This window comes from Neoaquamicrobium sediminum, assembly GCF_040970315.1.
Classification (GTDB): Bacteria; Pseudomonadota; Alphaproteobacteria; order Rhizobiales; family Rhizobiaceae; genus Aerobium; species Aerobium sediminum.
Window position 1 is genome coordinate 732,226 of sequence record NZ_JAZHFV010000001.1, and the last position, 17,305, is coordinate 749,530.

Below are 17,305 nucleotides of genomic sequence, written 5' to 3' on the forward strand. Positions count from 1 at the left end.
CCGCGCGCCGGCTAGTCGCCGCGATAGATCAGCCAGTTTTTGGCGAAGTTGTTGGCAGATAGCGCCGAGAAACGCGTGACGCGGTTACGCCCTGCGGACTTGGAAGCATAGAGTGCGCGGTCGGCCTTCACATAAAGGTCGTCCGGCCCTTGGGCCTGCGTGGCCATGCAGATGCCCAGCGAAATCGTGATCGGGCCGTAATTGGTGCCCTTCGCAACGTTCACGAACGGCGCTTCCATCACGGCCTGCCGGATTTCTTCGGCCACCCGCGCGGTGGCTTCCTCTCCTGAGCCTTCGAGGATAACGGCAAATTCCTCTCCGCCCGTCCTGGCAACGAATGTACGCTCCTTGACCGTGGAGCGCATGATGCTGGCGACGATCTGGATGATGCGGTCGCCGACCGGATGCCCGAAGCGGTCGTTGACCGACTTGAAGCTGTCGATGTCCGCAAGGATCAGCGCGCCGAAGGCGATGCCGCGATTGCTGTCGTAGATGCCGGCGATTGCCTGGTCGAAGGCTCGCCGGTTCTGCAACTGGGTCAGCGCATCCGTTTCCGCGAGGCGCCTGTATTCCTCGAGCTTGGATTTGACCTCCCGCAGCTCCTCCGACTTGTTGGTGATGGACGAGACGATATGGCTGCGGTTCTCGATAGACGCACGCGTGGCCGTCGCGGTGACGCCGACGATTTTCTCCAGAAATTCGCGTGTAATGGACTGTCTGTTTCCGAGACCGTTCGACGTTTCGCCCAGGATCTTGCTGTAGGTCTCCATCGAAGACCGCTCCTTTTTGAGGAGCGTGATGATCTCGTCCAGCTTGGTTGTGATCGAATCGCGTGCTTCGTCGGCGTCGCCTTCATTCGGGCGTAACATGAACCGGCGCGCGATCTCGTCGAGCTGCTTCTGTGTCGGGCGTGCGCCGAGCGCCGAAAGCGCATCGGACAGCTCTTTGTTGCCGGCGGTTACGGCTTCGTAGAACAGTTCGTAATTGCGCGGCAGCGGCACGACCCCGAGCTGGCGCATCGTCAAAACGACGGTTGCCGCGGCATCGGGGCGATTGCCTGCCCCCTCGGCGCGGCGTGGCTCCGGCTCGTCCGGCGCCTGTGTCGTTGGCCTACCTGTCCCCAAACCCGTCCCTCGCCATGCACGCGTAAATGGCCGCGCAGGCCATCCTGCGGACCGTTGCGCTATCCGCACCCACATTTGAATCAAGCTAACCCTACGTCATTAAGCGCAGGTTAAGTTCAGTAGTCCCCAGCGCCCGACCTTCGCTTCCATTAGCATGCCGTGACGTAATCACAATACACCAACAACATTCCGTGAAGCGGAACACATGCTCCCGCCGCGCTTTAAGTATGGAGCCAGTTGCCACGTCCGTGAAATCGAGAGGGACCACATATGCACCGCTATCTGTTTCACACGCTGGTTGCATCGCTGACCGTTGCAGGCGTGTCATCTCAAGCCTATGCGGTCGAGGAAACCTTCGAGACCGAAACCGGCGCGATCCAGGTCTCGACAATTGCTTCGGGCCTCAGCCACCCATGGGCAATTGCCTTCCTGCCGGGGGATGGTGGCATGCTCGTCACCGAGCGCCCCGGGAATCTTCGCCGTATAGGCAGCGACGGATCTGTTTCGGAACCCGTCGAAGGGGTGCCGGAGGTCGATGCGCGGGGACAGGGCGGCCTTCTGGATGTTGCGCTCGACCCGCAGTTTCAGGAAAACCGGCTTGTCTATCTCAGCTTCGCCGAGGCGGGCGAGGGCGGGAACGGCACGGCGGTTGCGCGCGGTCGTCTGAATGAAGACTTGTCGGCGCTCGAAGGTGTCGAGATCATCTTCAGCCAGCAGCCCAAGGTGCAGAGCCGGGCGCATTTCGGATCGCGGCTGGTTTTCGACGGCGAGGGCCATCTCTACGTCACGCTCGGCGAGCGTTCGCAGGCGCAGTTCCGCGGACAGGCGCAGGATCTGGACTCCCACCTCGGCAAGATCGTGCGCATCAATCCTGACGGCAGCGTGCCCGACGACAATCCCTTTGTGGGGCAGGACGACGCGTTGCCCGAAATCTGGGCCTACGGCGTACGCAACGTGCAGGCTGCAGCCCTCCATCCCGAAACCGGGGTCTTGTGGGAGATCGAGCATGGTCCGCGCGGTGGCGATGAACTCAACATTATCGAGCCGGGAGCGAATTACGGCTGGCCGCTGGTGACGCTCGGCGTCGAGTACAGTGGCGGTACCATCGGCGAGGGACTGGAAACCGCGGAGGGCATGGTCGACGCCATCTACACATGGACCCCGGTCATCGCGCCTTCGGGCATGATGTTCTACGGCGGTGATGCGTTTGGGGAATGGCAGGGCGACCTTTTCGTCGGCGGCCTTGCTTCGACGGCGCTCGTACGGCTGGAACTCGATGGCGCTAGCGTCACCCACGAGGAGCGATTGCTCGAGCCGCTCGGTCTGCGCATCCGCGACGTTGCCGAAGGGCCGGACGGCGCGATCTACGTGGCGACAGACGAGCAGAACGGCGGCATCTTGCGCATCGCGCCTGCCGACTGAGCAGGCCTTCATCGAGAGGGTTCTGCAGCCGGGACGAAATTCCGGGTCACACTTCTGGCGGCTATCTCGTCATGTCAGTGAAAGGAAACTGATATGACACGAACCCTGCTTTTTGTTCTGGCCGCCTATCACGGCATCAACGGGGCTGTGATGCTCGCAGCGCCCGAAACCTGGTATTCCGTCGTTCCCGATGTCGAGCATACGGGGCCGATTAACGTCCATTTCATTCGCGACATAGGTCTCGGCTTCCTTGCAGCGGCGATGGCTCTGGTGCTGGTCGCACGCGGCCACCGGAGCGCGCTGCTTTCGGCATTGGTCTTTCTTGGAGGCCACGCGGCGCTGCATGTTGTCGAAATGATCGCCCACGGCACGACGGCGACCGCTGCCGTGAGAGACCTGACGACCATAGTGTTGCCAGCCCTGCTGCCGTTGGTCGCCTTGAAGTCGGCACCCACGATCCCGAACGGGGAGCGTGCATGATGCTCACCACAATCCTGAAGGCCGCATTCGATCGATTCGGCCGGCGTTACAACTACGACGCCAGTTACCTCGCAGGCGTGGCCGAACTGGACCCCGCCGGCGGGGTCAAGCTGGGGCTGGTCTCGCTCTTTACCAGCCACACCTTCGGGGCACCGCGAGATGCCTACTACGCGGCCAAGATTACGGCGGTGCGTCACGCCGATTGCGGTTCGTGCCTGCGGCTCGCCGTTGCGATGGCGCTGGAGGCGGGCGTCGAACGAGGCAATGTCGTCGCGCTGCTGGCCGGGCCCGCCGACGCCGTTCCCGAGCCGATGCGGTTCGCAAGCCGATACGCCGAGGCGATTATAGGCAACCATCCCGAACACATGGAACTGGTCGAGGAGTGCCGCGCGCGCTGGGGTGAGGAAGGACTTGCCGGGCTTGCCGCCGCCACGGTATCCGGCATGTTCTACCCGCTGTTGAAGCGCGGGCTGGGCCACGGGAATGCCTGCGAGCCGGTCCTTGCCGCGCTCAAGGCTCAAAGCGAAGGGGTGGCGGCAGATGGCTGAAGGTGAGGAACGTCGTCTCGAGGCCTATCTCGCCCATCGGCAGCGACTGCTGCGCCTTGCCTACAGGCATCTCGGGTCGGTAGGCGAGGCCGAAGACGTTGTGCAGGATGGATGGATCCGTTTCCAGGCCTCGCCCGAGCCCCTCGATGCCGGGCGGTTTCTGTCGCGGATCGTGACCAATCTGTGCCTCGATCGGTTGAAGTCCGCGCGCGCGAGGCGCGAAACCTATGTCGGCCCCTGGTTGCCGGAGCCGCTCATCGAGAAAGCCGGAATCGTTGACCCTGAAGTCGGCGAGACGGCGCTGGACATTTCATTCGGCGTCATGCGCGCGCTCGAGCGCCTGTCGCCTTTGGAGCGGGCGGTACTGTTCCTGCACGACCTGTTCGACATGCCGTTCCACGAGATTGCCGACACGCTCCAGCGCTCCCCCGCGGCGTGTCGCAAGATGGCGACAAGGGCAAGGTCGGCGCTGGCCGCGTCCGGGCAGAGGTTCCGGCCCAGCGCAGGCGATGTCGACCGGTTCCAGCAGAGCTTCATGCAGACATTGGCCAGTGGCGACCTGGAGCCCTTCAAGCGCCTGCTCGCGGATGAGGTCGAGTTCGTATCCGACGGGGGCGGCAAGGTCACCGCTGCGCTGCAGGTCGTCAGAGGTGCCGATAAGGTCGCCCGTCTTCTTTATGGTCTGGCACAGAAGCAGCTCGAACATCGTGTGGCCAGTTCCGAACTGGCGCGCATCAACGACCTGCCGGGTCTGGTGATCGCGCTGGACGGACAGCTCGACCAGACGATGAGCCTGGAGCTCGACGAAAACGGCCTGATCGCGGGGATATACGTGGTGCGCAATCCCGACAAACTTGCCCATATTCGGTTTCAGCCCGAGGCGGATTTGGGCTCGGTTGCTTCCCCCGTATCTGCCGGTAGCGATTCGACTGGCTGAACGCCGGTATCGCCCGCCGGCGCTTCGCCCCACACGACCTGCTTGTAGTCGAACCCATAGACCAGTGTCGGCTTGACGATCTGGAAATAGGGGGAGAGGTCGAAGTCGCGCGGCGTATAAAGCGAGTGGTGGCGGATATGCATGATTTCCGCCCGCGAGAAACTGGACTGGGCCGACGCCCGGCCCGGCGCCCGCGTAATTTCGGGAAGGATCGGATAGCCGATTTCGCCATAGGCCTCCGCGATCATCGACGAGCAGATCGCCCGCGTCGGGTCGCCCGAGCCAAAGGCCAGCATGCGTCTGCGCCAGCGCACCGGTACCGGCGGCGTCGGCAGGAAGTAGCGCAGCATGTCGAGGATGTTCTTGGTGTCGTATTTCAGGCCCAGCCGCGAGGTCATGAACTCGACGACATGTTTGCGGTCTTCCGGCGTCAGCCCCAGCGCCCGGCAGATGCGGGTGTTGTAGGTCTGGTATTTCGACAGCGGCACGGCAACGCAGCCTTCGCCCAGATTGACCTCGATGAGGCGCGGCCGCTCCGAGCCGTCCTCCGGTTCAACCAGCGCATCGCCGACATAGAGTGCCGCGTGCGACCAGGTCGACTGCGTCAGATATTTGATCGCGGCCGATATCTTCTGGTTGCCCTCGATCAGCAGGATGTCGCCGGGCTGCAATGTACGCCGCAGCGTTTCGGGGTCCGAAGGCGTGTAGGGTTCGTAGCCGGAGGATTCCGTCTGCAACCGGCGCGCCAGAAAGCGGCCGAGGCGGTCGAGGAGCGTGTCGGTTTGCTGGGTCATCCTGTGCCGGGTAGCGATCGTCGAAAGCGCGCGGCACGCTATCAAGTCGGGCTTCGAAGCGCAAAGGCCGAAGACGCAGTTGGCGCATTGCCGCCGAGCGACCTTGATAAGCTGCGCTGTCTCGTCTATATCAACGTCAAATTCTTGGTCGGTATGGCGAAGAGTGGGTCCACCCGGTCCCGCTCTTTTTTGTTAACCGGCGTCTGGAGACGAAATGGCAGAATCTGCTTCCGGCGATGATCGCATCATTCGCGAGACTGGCGTCGACGCGCGAGTCGCGTCGATCATCATGCCTGTGCTCGGCACGATCGGTTTTCGGCTGGTGCGCGTGCGCCTCTCCGGCCAGAACGGCCTGACGCTGCAGATCATGGCCGAGCGAAAGGACGGCACGATGGATGTCGAAGGTTGCGAGGAAGTCAGCCGCGCCATTTCGCCGGTGCTCGATGTGGAAGATCCCATCGACAAGGCGTATCATCTTGAAGTGTCCTCGCCGGGCATCGACAGGCCGCTGGTGCGCAAGTCCGATTTCGAGGCGGCTCTTGGCCATCTGATCAAGATGGAAACGGCGGTCATGGTTGCAGAGCGCAAGCGCTTTCGCGGCAAGATCGCGTCGACGGACGGCGAGGCTGTCACGATCGAGCGCGATCAGGCGAGCTACGGCGACGAGCCGGTGGTGACCGTGCCCTGGGACGCGATTGCCGAGGCAAGGTTGATCCTGACCGACGACCTCATCGACGAGGCGTTGAAGAAGGACAAGCAGGCCCGCCAGCAGGCCAAGAAGAAAAGCGGCGCGGAAGAAGACGACGCTGCCGAACACGAGCCCGATAACGACAACTGAGACGAGCACCCGGCAGGCGCCGGTGGAAATGCCCGAGGAGACTAACATGGCAGTCAGTGCAAACAGGCTGGAACTTCTGCAGATCGCCGATGCGGTCGCGCGCGAAAAGTCGATCGACAAGCAGATCGTGATCGCGGCGATGGCCGATGCGATCCAGAAGGCGGCGCGCTCGCGCTACGGTCAGGAAACCAACATCCGCGCCGACATCAACCCCAACACCGGTGAGATGAAGCTGCAGCGGCTTCTCGAGGTGGTCGAGGAAGTCGAGGAATCGGCGCGCGAGCTTTCGCTGGCCGACGCCCGCACCCGCAACCCCGATGCCCAGGTCGGTGATTTCATCGCCGAACAGCTCCCGCCGATGGATTTCGGCCGCATTGCAGCCCAGTCGGCCAAGCAGGTCATCGTGCAGAAGGTGCGCGAGGCCGAGCGCGACCGCCAGTACGATGAATACAAGGATCGTATCGGCGAGATCGTCAACGGCTCCGTCAAGCGCGTCGAATACGGCAACGTCGTGGTCGACCTTGGCCGCGGCGAGGCAATCATCCGTCGCGACGAACTGATCCCCCGCGAGAACTTCAAGTATGGCGACCGCGTTCGCGCCTATGTCTATGACGTGCGCCGCGAGCAGCGCGGGCCGCAGATTTTCCTTTCGCGCACTCACCCGCAGTTCATGGCGAAGCTGTTCACCATGGAAGTGCCGGAGATTTACGACGGCATCATCGAGATCAAGTCGGTGGCCCGTGATCCGGGCTCGCGCGCCAAGATCGCCGTCATCTCGCGTGACTCATCGATCGATCCCGTCGGCGCCTGCGTCGGTATGCGCGGTTCGCGCGTGCAGGCCGTCGTCGGCGAGCTGGGCGGCGAGAAGATCGACATCATTCCGTGGTCGCAGGATGCGGCTGCCTTCATCGTCAACGCGCTGCAGCCTGCGGAAGTGGCCAAGGTCGTGCTCGACGAGGAGGCTGAGCGCATCGAGGTCGTGGTGCCGGACGACCAGCTCTCGCTGGCGATCGGCCGTCGCGGCCAGAACGTACGCCTCGCCTCGCAGCTCACCGGCTGGGATATCGACATCCTGACCGAGCAGGAGGAAAGCGAGCGTCGCCAGAAGGAATTCGTCGAACGCTCCTCGCTGTTCATGGATGCACTCAACGTCGACGAGATGGTCGGCCAGGTGCTGGCGTCCGAAGGTTTCACCTCCGTCGAGGAAGTCGCCTATGTCGAGTCGGATGAGATTTCCTCGATCGACGGCTTTGATGAAGGCACGGCTGAAGAGATCCAGATGCGCGCCCGCGAATACCTCGAGAAGATCGAGGCCGAGCACGACGCCAAGCGCCGTGAACTGGGCGTCGAGGACGAGCTGCGCGAGATTCCGGGCGTCACCACCGCCATGATGGTCACCCTTGGCGAGGATGGCGTGAAGACGATCGAGGATTTTGCCGGCTACGCGATCGACGATCTGGTCGGCTGGAAAGAGCGCAAGGATGGCGAGACGAAGTTCTATCCTGGCGTGCTCGCGGACTTCGGCGTCAGCCGTGCCGATGCCGAGCAGATGGTTGTCGCCGCCCGTCTGAAGATGGGCTGGATCAGCGAAGAAGACCTGGTCGAAGAGGCCGAGGAAGCCGCCGAAGAGGAAGAAGCGACCGGAGCATGATGATGCGTCCGGCCGGGAGAGCCCTTGAACGAGATGAACGAACGCACATGTATAGTGACGCGCCGGGCGGGCGAGCCGGATGGCTTGCTGCGCTTCGTCGTGGCTCCGGACATGTCCGTCGTTCCCGATCTCAAGCGGCAGCTCCCGGGTCGCGGATGCTGGGTTAGCGCGGAACGCATTCACGTCGAGGAAGCGGCCCGCAAGAACCTCTTCTCCCGGGCGTTCAAGGCCAAGGTGACGCCGCCCGATGATCTGGGCGGTATGGTTGACATGCTGATGGCGCGTGCGGCGCTTGGCTCTCTCGGACTTGCCCGCAAGGCCGGACAGTTGGTCATGGGTGCGGCCAAGGTCGATAGTGCGATCCGCTCCGGCAAGGCCGCGCTGGTTCTGCATGCCCTGGAGGCCTCTCCAGATGGTGTGCGCAAGCTCGACCAGGCCCGCCGTGCGGTCGTGTGGCAGGAAGGCCCGTCCATCCCCGCCTACAAACTCTTTTCGGAGGCCGAATTGGGTTTGGCATTGGGGGGTACAAATGTGATACATGCAGCCGTGCTCGCTGGTGATACGGGCAAGGCGGTGCTTAAGCGCATGGTGGCGCTTGACCGATACAGGGGCGGTTCCCCCGAAGACCGGATGATGCTTGCGGCAACCGGCGATCATGATGACGCCGCAGAGGATATGGAATGAGTGATACCAAAGACGACAAGACGCTGAGCGTAAACCCGAAGAAGACGCTGACGCTGAAGCGCCCCGGCATGGAGCAGGGCACGGTGCGTCAGAACTTCTCGCACGGGCGGACGAAGGCTGTCGTCGTCGAGACCAAGAAGCGCAAGTTTTCCTTGCCTGGCGAGAAGCAGGAAGCGCCGCAGCCCGCGGTGACGCTGAAGCCGCGCGCGCCGCAGCCCGAGGCGCCGCAGCCGCCGGCGCCGCCGCGTCCGGCCGCTCCGGCAGCCCCTTCGTCGCGTTCGGGCATGGTGCTGAACGAGCTCTCCACCGAGGAGATGGACGCGCGCCGTCGTGCGCTGCAGGATTCCAAGGTGCGCGAGGTTGAGGAACGCAAGCGCGCGGCCGAGGATGCCGCGCGTCGCGCCGAGGAAGAAGAGCGCCGCCGCCACGAGCGCGAGGAATCCGCGCGCCGTCAGGCGGAAGAGGAAGCCCGTCTCCAGGCTGAGGCGGAAGCCCGTCGTCGTTCGGAAGAAGAAGCGCGCCGCCGCGCCCCTGCCGCTGAAACGCGGGCCGTCGAGGACGAGGAAGAGGCCAAGCCGCGTGGTGTCGCCGCCGTCAAGCGCGGCCCGGTCAAGCCGGAGGTTGCCACCCCGAAGCCCGTCAAGGCCAAGGGCGAGGAAGATCGCCGCCGTGGCAAGCTCACCCTGAATGCCGCGCTCGCCGGTGACGAGGCCCGCGGTCGCTCGCTGTCGTCGATGCGCCGACGCCAGGAGAAGTTCAAGCGCGCCATGCATGGCGAGACGCGCGAGAAGATCATGCGCGAAGTGGTGCTGCCCGAGACGATCACGATCCAGGAACTCGCCAACCGTATGGCCGAGCGGGCGGTCGATATCGTCAAGTACTTCATGAAGCAGGGCCAGATGATGAAGCCCGGCGACGTGCTCGACGCCGACACGGCCGAACTGGTCGCTTCGGAATTCGGTCACACGGTGCGCCGCGTTGCCGAGTCCGACGTCGAGGAAGGCCTGTTCAATATCGAGGACAACGCCGAGGACCTGAAGTCGCGTTCGCCGGTCGTCACCATCATGGGTCACGTCGACCACGGCAAGACCTCGCTGCTCGACGCCATCCGCCACGCGAACGTCGTGGCTGGCGAGGCGGGCGGCATCACCCAGCACATCGGCGCTTATCAGGTCGAGCAGGGCGGTCAGAAGATCACCTTCATCGATACGCCCGGTCACGCCGCGTTCACCGCGATGCGCGCCCGCGGCGCCCAGGCCACCGACATTGCGGTGCTGGTGGTTGCCGCCGACGACAGCGTGATGCCGCAGACGATCGAGTCCATCAATCACGCGAAGGCCGCAGGCGTGCCGATCATCGTTGCCATCAACAAGATCGACAAGCCGGAAGCCAATCCGCAGAAGGTTCGCACTGAACTCCTTCAGCACGAAGTATTCGTCGAATCCATGGGTGGCGAGGTGCTCGACGTCGAGGTTTCGGCCACCAAGGGCACCAACCTCGACAAGCTGCTCGACGCGATCCTGCTCCAGGCCGAGATTCTTGACCTCAAGGCCAATCCGGACCGGACGGCCGAGGGCGTCGTCATCGAGGCGAAGCTGGACAAGGGGCGTGGCTCAGTTGCAACCGTGCTCGTGCAGGCCGGAACGCTCAAGCCGGGTGACATTCTCGTCGCCGGCAACGAGTGGGGCCGCGTGCGTGCGCTCGTCAACGACCATGGCGACCAGATCAAGGAAGCCGGTCCGTCGATGCCCGTCGAGGTGCTCGGTCTCCAGGGGCCACCGCAGGCTGGCGACCGTTTCGCTGTCGTCGAGAACGAGGCGCGGGCGCGCGAGATTTCCGAATACCGTCAGCGGCTTGCCCGCGAGAAGGCGGTTGCCCGCCAGGCTGGGCAGCGCGGCTCGCTCGAGCAGATGATGTCGCAGCTCCAGACGACCGGTCTCAAGGAGTTCACGCTGCTCATCAAGGGCGACGTGCAGGGCTCGATCGAGGCGATCGTCGCCGCGCTCGACAAGCTCGGAACCGACGAGGTGCGTGCCCGTGTCGTTCACTCGGGCGCCGGTGCCATCACCGAGAGCGACATCTCGCTGGCCGAGACCAGCGGTGCCGCGATCATCGGCTTCAACGTCCGTGCCAACAAGCAGGCGCGCGACGCGGCCGAGCAGGCCGGCATCGAGATCCGCTACTACAACATCATCTACGATCTGGTGGACGACATCAAAGCGGCCATGTCTGGCCTGCTGTCGCCGGAGCGCCGCGAGACCTTCCTCGGCAACGCCGAGATCCTCGAGGTGTTCAACATCACCAAGGTCGGCAAGGTGGCGGGCTGCCGCGTGACCGAAGGCAAGATGGAACGCGGTGCCGGCGTGCGCCTGATCCGCGACAACGTCGTCATCCACGAGGGTACGCTGAAGACGCTCAAGCGCTTCAAGGACGAAGTCTCGGAAGTGCCCGTCGGCCAGGAATGCGGCATGGCGTTCGCCAACTACGAGGACATCCGTCAGGGCGACGTCATCGAGGCCTATCGCGTCGAGATGGTCACGCGGACGCTCTAGCGCCCGGCAGCTACTTGCAAGTTCACTGACGCTGGTGGCGGGTTGTCCCGCCGCCGGCGCGTGTGCAACGGGCGTCCGGTTCCATCCCGGCCGCCGCGACACAGGAAACAGCCACCATGTCCCGCTTTTCCAGTTCCGGCCCATCCCAGCGCCAGCTTCGCGTGGGCGAGCAGGTGCGCCACGCGCTCTCCGACGTGCTTCAGCGCGGCGAGGTCCGCGACGATCTCATCGAATCCACCGTGATTTCGATCTCCGAGGTCAGCATGTCGCCCGATCTCAAGATCGCGACCGCGTTCGTCACGCCTCTTGGTGCGGCCGACGATCAGGCGGTCATCAAGGCGCTGGCGCGCAACGCGAAGTTTATCCGCGGCCGTGTTTCCGGCGCGCTCAAGCAGATGAAATACATGCCGGAATTCCGTTTCCGGCTCGACACCAGCTACGACAACATGGCCCGCATAGACGAATTGCTGCGTTCTCCGGAAGTCGCGCGCGATCTCGATCACGACGGCAACGACGAGGAATAGCAATGGCGCGCCAACGCAAGAAGAAGGGCCGGCCGGTTTCTGGCTGGATGGTCCTGGACAAGCCGCTCGGCATGGGGTCGACCGAGGCCGTGTCCAAGATCAAGTGGCTCTACGGCGCCGACAAGGCCGGCCACGCCGGCACGCTCGACCCGCTTGCCTCTGGCATGCTGCCGATTGCGCTTGGAGAAGCGACCAAGACCGTTCCCTATGTACAGGACGGCGCCAAGGTCTACCGCTTCACGGTGAGCTGGGGCGAGGAACGCTCCACCGATGATCTCGAGGGCGAGGTAACAAGGTCCTCGCCGGAACGCCCTGATGAGCAGGCGATCCGCGCGCTCCTGCCGAAATATACCGGCGTGATAATGCAGATCCCGCCGCAGTTTTCAGCCATCAAGATAGCCGGCGAACGAGCCTACGATCTGGCGCGCGAAGGCGAAGCCGTCGACATCCCTGCCCGCGAGGTGGAAATCGGCCGTTTCGATCTGGTGGAGATGCGCGGCGCGGATGCGACGGTGTTCGAAATCGAGTGCGGCAAGGGTACTTATGTGCGTTCGCTGGCGCGCGACATGGGGCGCGACCTGGGCTGCTACGGACATATCTCCGAGCTTCGCAGAACGGAGGTCGATCCTTTCACCGCGGACGAGCTGGTCACCATGGCCGAGATCGAGGAAGCGATCGCAACTGCCCAGCCGGCAGCTACCGAAGAGGATGAGGCCCCACAGGCGCCGCGCCCCGGACCGGATCAGTGGAAGGCCCTCGATGCACTCCTGATGGACACCGGCGCGGCTCTCGACTGCCTGCCGCAGGTGGTGGTCAACGACGACACGGCCGCTCGTCTCAGGCTTGGCAATCCCGTTATCGTTCGCGGACGCGATGCACCCGCACAGGTAGACGAGGCCTGTGCCTTCGCCAGGGGCAGGCTTGTGGCGATCGGCGCGATCGAGGCGGGCATGTTCAAGCCAAAACGGGTCTTCAGCCTCTGATTTCCTCTGGCGAAACCGCGCGCCAGCGGGCATTGTCTGTCCCATGCATTCCGTGGATGAATCTGGAAAATGAGCGATAGTACCAGTCAGGTGTCGCAAAAGACGCGGCCTGCTCACAATCCAGAGCCTGCCGAGGCTGGGGCGCCTGCGTCGTCGGCGGCCAGGTCGCGCAACCGCATAGGCCAGATTTCGGTCGGCGCGATCCTGTCGCTTTTGATGGCTGCGATCATCATCCCCGCGCTGATTTTCGCGGTGATGCTTCTCCAGCGCAACAACCAGGCCCAGCAGGAAATGGTCTCGACGCTTGCCGAGGCGACAGCCGGTTCGATCGCTGAAACCGTCGATCGCCAGCTCTCGGGCATGTTGACGACGCTGCGCGTTCTCGCCACGTCGCGTGCCATCGGCAGCGGAAACCTCGCGGATTTCTACTATCGGGCCGGCAAGGCGCTCGAGGGGTCCGACGCGTTTCTCATCGTCACTGACGAAAACCTTAACCAGCTTATGAATACGCGTGTCCCCTTTGGCTCGCCTCTGGGAAAGATCTCGGATGTCGAAACCGCACGCAAAGCGCTGGCGAGCGCCGAACCGGCGGTCTCTGGCGCATTCTATGGGCAGACCGCCCAGCGCTGGGTCTTCAATGTCATCCTCCCCGTGCGCGTCGATACCGGGCAGGTGCGTCTGCTGATACTGACGCAGGATGCGGAACGTCTATCGGATTCGCTTGCAAGCCGGAATTTGCGCGGCGGCTGGAATGCGGTGCTGGTGGATGGCGACGGCACAGTGCTTACCTCGTCATACATGACCTCTGACATCGGCAAGCCCTTCTTTCTGGCTGAAGCGACCAGCAAGTCCGAGGCGGGGTCGACGGTGCGCGATTCCGTCGAGCTTGAAGGCGAGTCTTACGAAACGATACGGTCTTCCTCGTCGCGCAGCGATTGGGAGACTATCGTGTGGGCGCCCACCGCCGTGGTTCAGGCGCCGTTGGAACGCACCTTGCGGGTGCTGGCGCTAGGCGGTCTGACCATCATCGCCCTTGGCGCGCTGCTTGCCTGGGTGCTCGGACGTCAGATATCGAAGCCCATCCGCCGGCTTGCGCGCGATGCGCGTCGCCTGGGCGCGGGCGAAAGGGTCGAGCCGGTAGAGTATCCGGTTGCCGAGATTTCCACCGTGTCTATGGCGTTGGCGCAAGCATCCGTCGATCGTCAGGCTGCCGAAAACGAGATTCGCTTCCTCATGCGGGAAGTCGCTCACCGGTCAAAGAACCAGCTCACCGTCGTATCGTCCATCGCAAAGCAGACGGCCCGTCATGCACGCACCTTCGCGGCATTCCAGGATGCTTTTCAGAAGCGGGTGCATGGGCTGGCCCGTTCTACCGACCTGTTGATTGCCGGTGGCGCCGTCGGTGTCGAACTGCGCGAGCTGATCGAGGCCCAGATCGAGCCTTTCCGTCCAACCGACTTGGAGCGGCTTGAGATCAAGGGTACCCCGTTCCGCCTCTCGAACCAGGCGGCGCAGACGCTGGGTCTGGCACTGCATGAACTGGCCACGAACGCATCCAAATACGGGGCTTTCGCCACACCTTCCGGCCGGCTGACGATCCAGTGGAAGCGCAGCCAGGGGCAGCTCGATCTTCTCTGGCGCGAATTCGTGCCCCGTCTACGACGGCGCACAGTCACGCCCGGCTTCGGCACGGAGGTCATCGAGCGCATGCTCGGCGGAACGCTGGACGCGCAGATCGAGCGCGTCATTCACCCCAACGGGCTCGAATGCCGTTTCACGATACCGATCGCGCGGCTGGAACCCGAACGGGCAGATGCCGAGGGCGACGGGGACGAACCCTGACGGGCTTTGCGCCGGCTCGGCGATTTCGCTGGCAATCCAGCGGATTTTACACTATATGCCCCGCAACATCCGCATTTGAGCGCATGTTCACCGGCCCCTGCTGGACGACATCCTGGCTGTGGGCGACCCGTTTCCTCCAACATATAAGGAAAAGCGCGATGTCGATTACCGCAGAGCGTAAGCAGGAATTGATGAGCGAGTTCGCGACCAAGAAGGGCGACACCGGTTCTCCGGAAGTCCAGGTGGCGGTTCTTTCAGAGCGCATCAAGAACCTGACCGAACACTTCAAGGATCACAAGAAGGACAACCATTCCCGTCGTGGTCTGCTTGCCCTCGTCTCACAGCGGCGCAGCCTGCTTGATTATCTCAAGCGCAAGGACGAAGCCCGTTATCAGACGCTGATCGAGAAGCTCGGCCTGCGCCGATAAGTCAGTTTGGCCGGCGGTTCCGCGAGGGTCCGCCGGCCTTTCACATGGGTGGCCCACATGCCGCCCGCCCGGCTCCGCAACGGACAAGGCAGTATGTCGGAGCCGCCCCAGGACAGGGTCATGGGGCAGGATTGCAGGGCGCTTTTGGCGGTTTCCGCCGCCCTCTTCAAAGCGAAGCGTCCCGTTGTCTTGCCCGTGGCTCGTCCTGCAACGAAGCAAGGGAACATTCTCCGTGCCGCAAGAGCTGGCGCGCCCCGTTCCCGTATTGAAGGACAAGACATGTTCAATCATCACAAAGTGGAAATCGAGTGGGGCGGTCGCCCCCTGATTCTGGAAACCGGCAAGATCGCGCGGCAGGCCGACGGCGCCGTGCTCGCCACCTACGGCGAAACGGTTGTGCTCGCCACGGTCGTTTCCGCCAAGGAGCCAAAGCCGGGCCTCGATTTCTTCCCGCTGACCGTCAACTACCAGGAAAAGACGTTCGCGGCCGGCAAGATCCCCGGCGGCTTCTTCAAGCGTGAAGGCCGTCCGAGCGAAAAGGAAACGCTGACGTCGCGCCTGATCGACCGGCCGATCCGCCCGCTCTTTGCCGAAGGCTACAAGAACGACACCCAGATCATCGTCACCGTTCTCCAGCACGACCTCGAGAACGATCCGGACATCCTCGCCATGGTCGCGACGTCGGCGGCGCTGACGCTCTCGGGCGTGCCGTTCATGGGCCCCATCGCGGCTGCCCGCGTCGGCTACATCGGTGGCGAATACGCGCTGAACCCGCACATCGACGAGATGCCGGAATCGAAGCTCGATCTGGTTGTGGCCGGCACGACCGATGCGGTCATGATGGTCGAATCCGAGGCCCATGAGCTCTCCGAGGAGATCATGCTCGGCGCCGTCATGTTCGGCCACAAGGCCTTCCAGCCGGTCATCGACGCCATCATCAAGCTGGCGGAAGTGGCTGCCAAGGACCCGCGCGACCACGTTGCGCCCGATCTCAAGGAACTCGAGCAGACCATGCTAGGCCTGATCGAGGACGAACTGCGTGCCGCCTACAAGAACACCGACAAGCAGGCCCGTTACGCCGCCGTCGACGCCGCCAAGGCGAAGGTGAAGGCAACGCTGCTGCCCGAGGGCGCTGACGACACTGCATGGACTGCCGAGCAGGTCGGTTCGGTGTTCAAGGAGCTCCAGGCCAAGATCGTACGCTGGAACATCCTCGACACCGGCAGCCGTATCGACGGCCGGGATCTCAAGACCGTTCGCCCAATCGTTTCGGAAGTCGGCGTTCTGCCGCGCACACACGGCTCTGCCGTGTTCACCCGCGGCGAGACGCAGGCGGTTGTCGTCGCAACGCTCGGCACCGGCGAGGACGAGCAGTTCGTCGACGAACTGACCGGCACGCGCAAGGAAGCCTTCCTGCTGCATTACAACTTTCCGCCCTATTCGGTGGGTGAGACCGGCCGCATCGGCTCTCCGGGACGTCGCGAGATCGGTCACGGCAAGCTTGCTTGGCGCGCCATTCATCCGATGCTGCCGGCCGCCGAGCAGTTCCCGTACACGCTGCGCGTGGTTTCCGAGATCACCGAGTCCAACGGCTCGTCCTCGATGGCGACCGTCTGCGGCACCTCGCTGGCGCTGATGGATGCCGGCGTGCCGCTCCAGAAGCCGGTTGCCGGTATCGCCATGGGCCTGATCCTCGAAGGCGAGCGCTTTGCGGTTCTCTCCGACATTCTCGGTGACGAGGATCACCTCGGCGACATGGACTTCAAGGTTGCCGGCACCAGCGCCGGCATCACCTCGCTGCAGATGGACATCAAGATCGCCGGCATCACCGAGGAGATCATGAAGGTCGCGCTCGAGCAGGCCAAGGGCGGCCGCGAGCACATTCTCGGCGAGATGGGCAAGGCCCTGACCGGCGCCCGTTCGGAGCTCGGCGAGTTCGCGCCGCGCATCGAGGTGATGAACATTCCGACCGACAAGATCCGCGACGTGATCGGCTCCGGCGGCAAGGTGATTCGCGAGATCGTCGAAAAGACCGGTGCGAAGATCAACATCGAGGATGACGGCACGGTCAAGATCGCTTCGTCCAACGCCAAGGAGATCGAGGCGGCGAAGAAGTGGATCCACACCATCGTTGCGGAGCCGGAAGTCGGCGAGATCTACGAGGGTACGGTCGTCAAGACCGCCGACTTCGGCGCCTTCGTCAACTTCTTCGGCCCCAAGGACGGCCTCGTCCACATCTCGCAGCTCGCGCCGGAGCGCGTCCAGAAGACCACGGACGTCGTCAAGGAAGGCGACAAGGTTTGGGTCAAGCTGATGGGCTTCGACGAGCGCGGCAAGGTGCGGCTCTCCATGAAGGTCGTTGACCAGGAGACCGGTAAGGAACTTGCCAAGGACAAGAAGAAGGAAGACGCCGAAGAGGCCGACGCCTGATATCTGACTGACTGCTTTGAGGGGGGCGGGCGCAGCCGAAAGGCTTGCGCCCGTTTCTCTTGTAAGGA

General features: G+C 63.6%; 14 protein-coding genes and 2 pseudogenes. 14 read left to right on the forward strand and 2 right to left on the reverse strand.

Features of this window, described 5'->3' with window-relative positions; all coding sequences use genetic code 11:
- Positions 1-11: 11 nt before the first annotated feature.
- Positions 12-1,124, reverse strand: a complete 1,113-nt coding sequence (locus V1479_RS03710) for a GGDEF domain-containing protein (protein ID WP_368801719.1) — start codon at positions 1,122-1,124, stop codon at positions 12-14.
- A 270-nt stretch (positions 1,125-1,394) separates the two neighbouring features.
- Here V1479_RS03710 and V1479_RS03715 point away from each other — a divergent pair, with 270 nt between their 5' ends.
- The 4 genes from V1479_RS03715 to sigJ all read left to right on the forward strand — a co-directional run bounded on the left by V1479_RS03715 (position 1,395) and on the right by sigJ (position 4,511).
- Positions 1,395-2,546, forward strand: a complete 1,152-nt coding sequence (locus V1479_RS03715) for a PQQ-dependent sugar dehydrogenase (protein ID WP_368801720.1) — start codon at positions 1,395-1,397, stop codon at positions 2,544-2,546.
- A 93-nt stretch (positions 2,547-2,639) separates the two neighbouring features.
- Positions 2,640-3,026: a hypothetical protein gene (locus V1479_RS03720; protein WP_368801721.1), complete on the forward strand. Its 387-nt coding sequence runs from the start codon at positions 2,640-2,642 to the stop codon at positions 3,024-3,026.
- Positions 3,023-3,574 (forward strand): hypothetical protein, encoded by a 552-nt coding sequence (locus tag V1479_RS03725; protein WP_368801722.1) that lies wholly within the window; start codon positions 3,023-3,025, stop codon positions 3,572-3,574. The genes V1479_RS03720 and V1479_RS03725 overlap by 4 nt, the downstream gene beginning before the upstream one ends.
- Complete coding sequence (sigJ, locus tag V1479_RS03730) at positions 3,567-4,511, forward strand: RNA polymerase sigma factor SigJ (RefSeq protein WP_368801723.1); 945 nt, start codon at positions 3,567-3,569, stop codon at positions 4,509-4,511. The genes V1479_RS03725 and sigJ overlap by 8 nt, the downstream gene beginning before the upstream one ends.
- On the opposite strand, the gene V1479_RS03735 is transcribed toward sigJ, so the two are convergent.
- Positions 4,445-5,305, reverse strand: coding sequence for a YiiX/YebB-like N1pC/P60 family cysteine hydrolase (locus V1479_RS03735; protein WP_368801724.1), 861 nt, complete (start codon positions 5,303-5,305; stop codon positions 4,445-4,447). The two genes, sigJ and V1479_RS03735, sit on opposite strands and share 67 nt — an antisense overlap.
- Before the next feature lie 214 nt (positions 5,306-5,519).
- Between V1479_RS03735 and rimP the strand changes: the two genes are divergently transcribed.
- From rimP to pnp, 10 genes and pseudogenes are all read left to right on the forward strand, one after another.
- A complete protein-coding gene (gene rimP / locus V1479_RS03740) occupies positions 5,520-6,143 on the forward strand; it encodes a ribosome maturation factor RimP (protein ID WP_368801725.1) in 624 nt (207 codons plus the stop codon).
- Between the two features lie 46 nt (positions 6,144-6,189).
- The gene (nusA, locus tag V1479_RS03745; RefSeq protein ID WP_368801726.1) at positions 6,190-7,794 is read left to right on the forward strand and encodes a transcription termination factor NusA; all 1,605 of its coding nucleotides are present in this window, start codon (positions 6,190-6,192) and stop codon (positions 7,792-7,794) included.
- A 33-nt stretch (positions 7,795-7,827) separates the two neighbouring features.
- Entirely contained in the window at positions 7,828-8,478 is a 651-nt protein-coding gene (locus tag V1479_RS03750; protein WP_368801983.1) for an RNA-binding protein, read from the forward strand.
- Complete coding sequence (infB, locus tag V1479_RS03755) at positions 8,475-11,030, forward strand: translation initiation factor IF-2 (RefSeq protein WP_368801727.1); 2,556 nt, start codon at positions 8,475-8,477, stop codon at positions 11,028-11,030. The genes V1479_RS03750 and infB overlap by 4 nt, the downstream gene beginning before the upstream one ends.
- Positions 11,031-11,146: 116 nt before the next feature.
- Positions 11,147-11,554 (forward strand): 30S ribosome-binding factor RbfA, encoded by a 408-nt coding sequence (gene rbfA / locus V1479_RS03760; RefSeq protein WP_368801728.1) that lies wholly within the window; start codon positions 11,147-11,149, stop codon positions 11,552-11,554.
- Positions 11,555-11,625: 71 nt separating this feature from the next.
- Positions 11,626-12,285 (forward strand): annotated as a pseudogene (truB, locus tag V1479_RS03765) (tRNA pseudouridine(55) synthase TruB); the annotation flags it as partial.
- A gap of 18 nt (positions 12,286-12,303) precedes the next feature.
- Positions 12,304-12,537: pseudogene (gene truB / locus V1479_RS26170) on the forward strand (tRNA pseudouridine(55) synthase TruB); the annotation flags it as partial.
- Between the two features lie 69 nt (positions 12,538-12,606).
- Positions 12,607-14,379: a sensor histidine kinase gene (locus V1479_RS03770; protein ID WP_368801730.1), complete on the forward strand. Its 1,773-nt coding sequence runs from the start codon at positions 12,607-12,609 to the stop codon at positions 14,377-14,379.
- Positions 14,380-14,537: 158 nt separating this feature from the next.
- Positions 14,538-14,807 (forward strand): 30S ribosomal protein S15, encoded by a 270-nt coding sequence (rpsO, locus tag V1479_RS03775; protein ID WP_173188017.1) that lies wholly within the window; start codon positions 14,538-14,540, stop codon positions 14,805-14,807.
- Between the two features lie 279 nt (positions 14,808-15,086).
- Positions 15,087-17,237 carry a polyribonucleotide nucleotidyltransferase gene (gene pnp, locus V1479_RS03780; RefSeq protein WP_173188015.1) on the forward strand — a complete coding sequence of 717 codons (2,151 nt, stop codon included), beginning with the start codon at positions 15,087-15,089 and terminating at the stop codon, positions 17,235-17,237.
- Positions 17,238-17,305 lie beyond the last annotated feature (68 nt).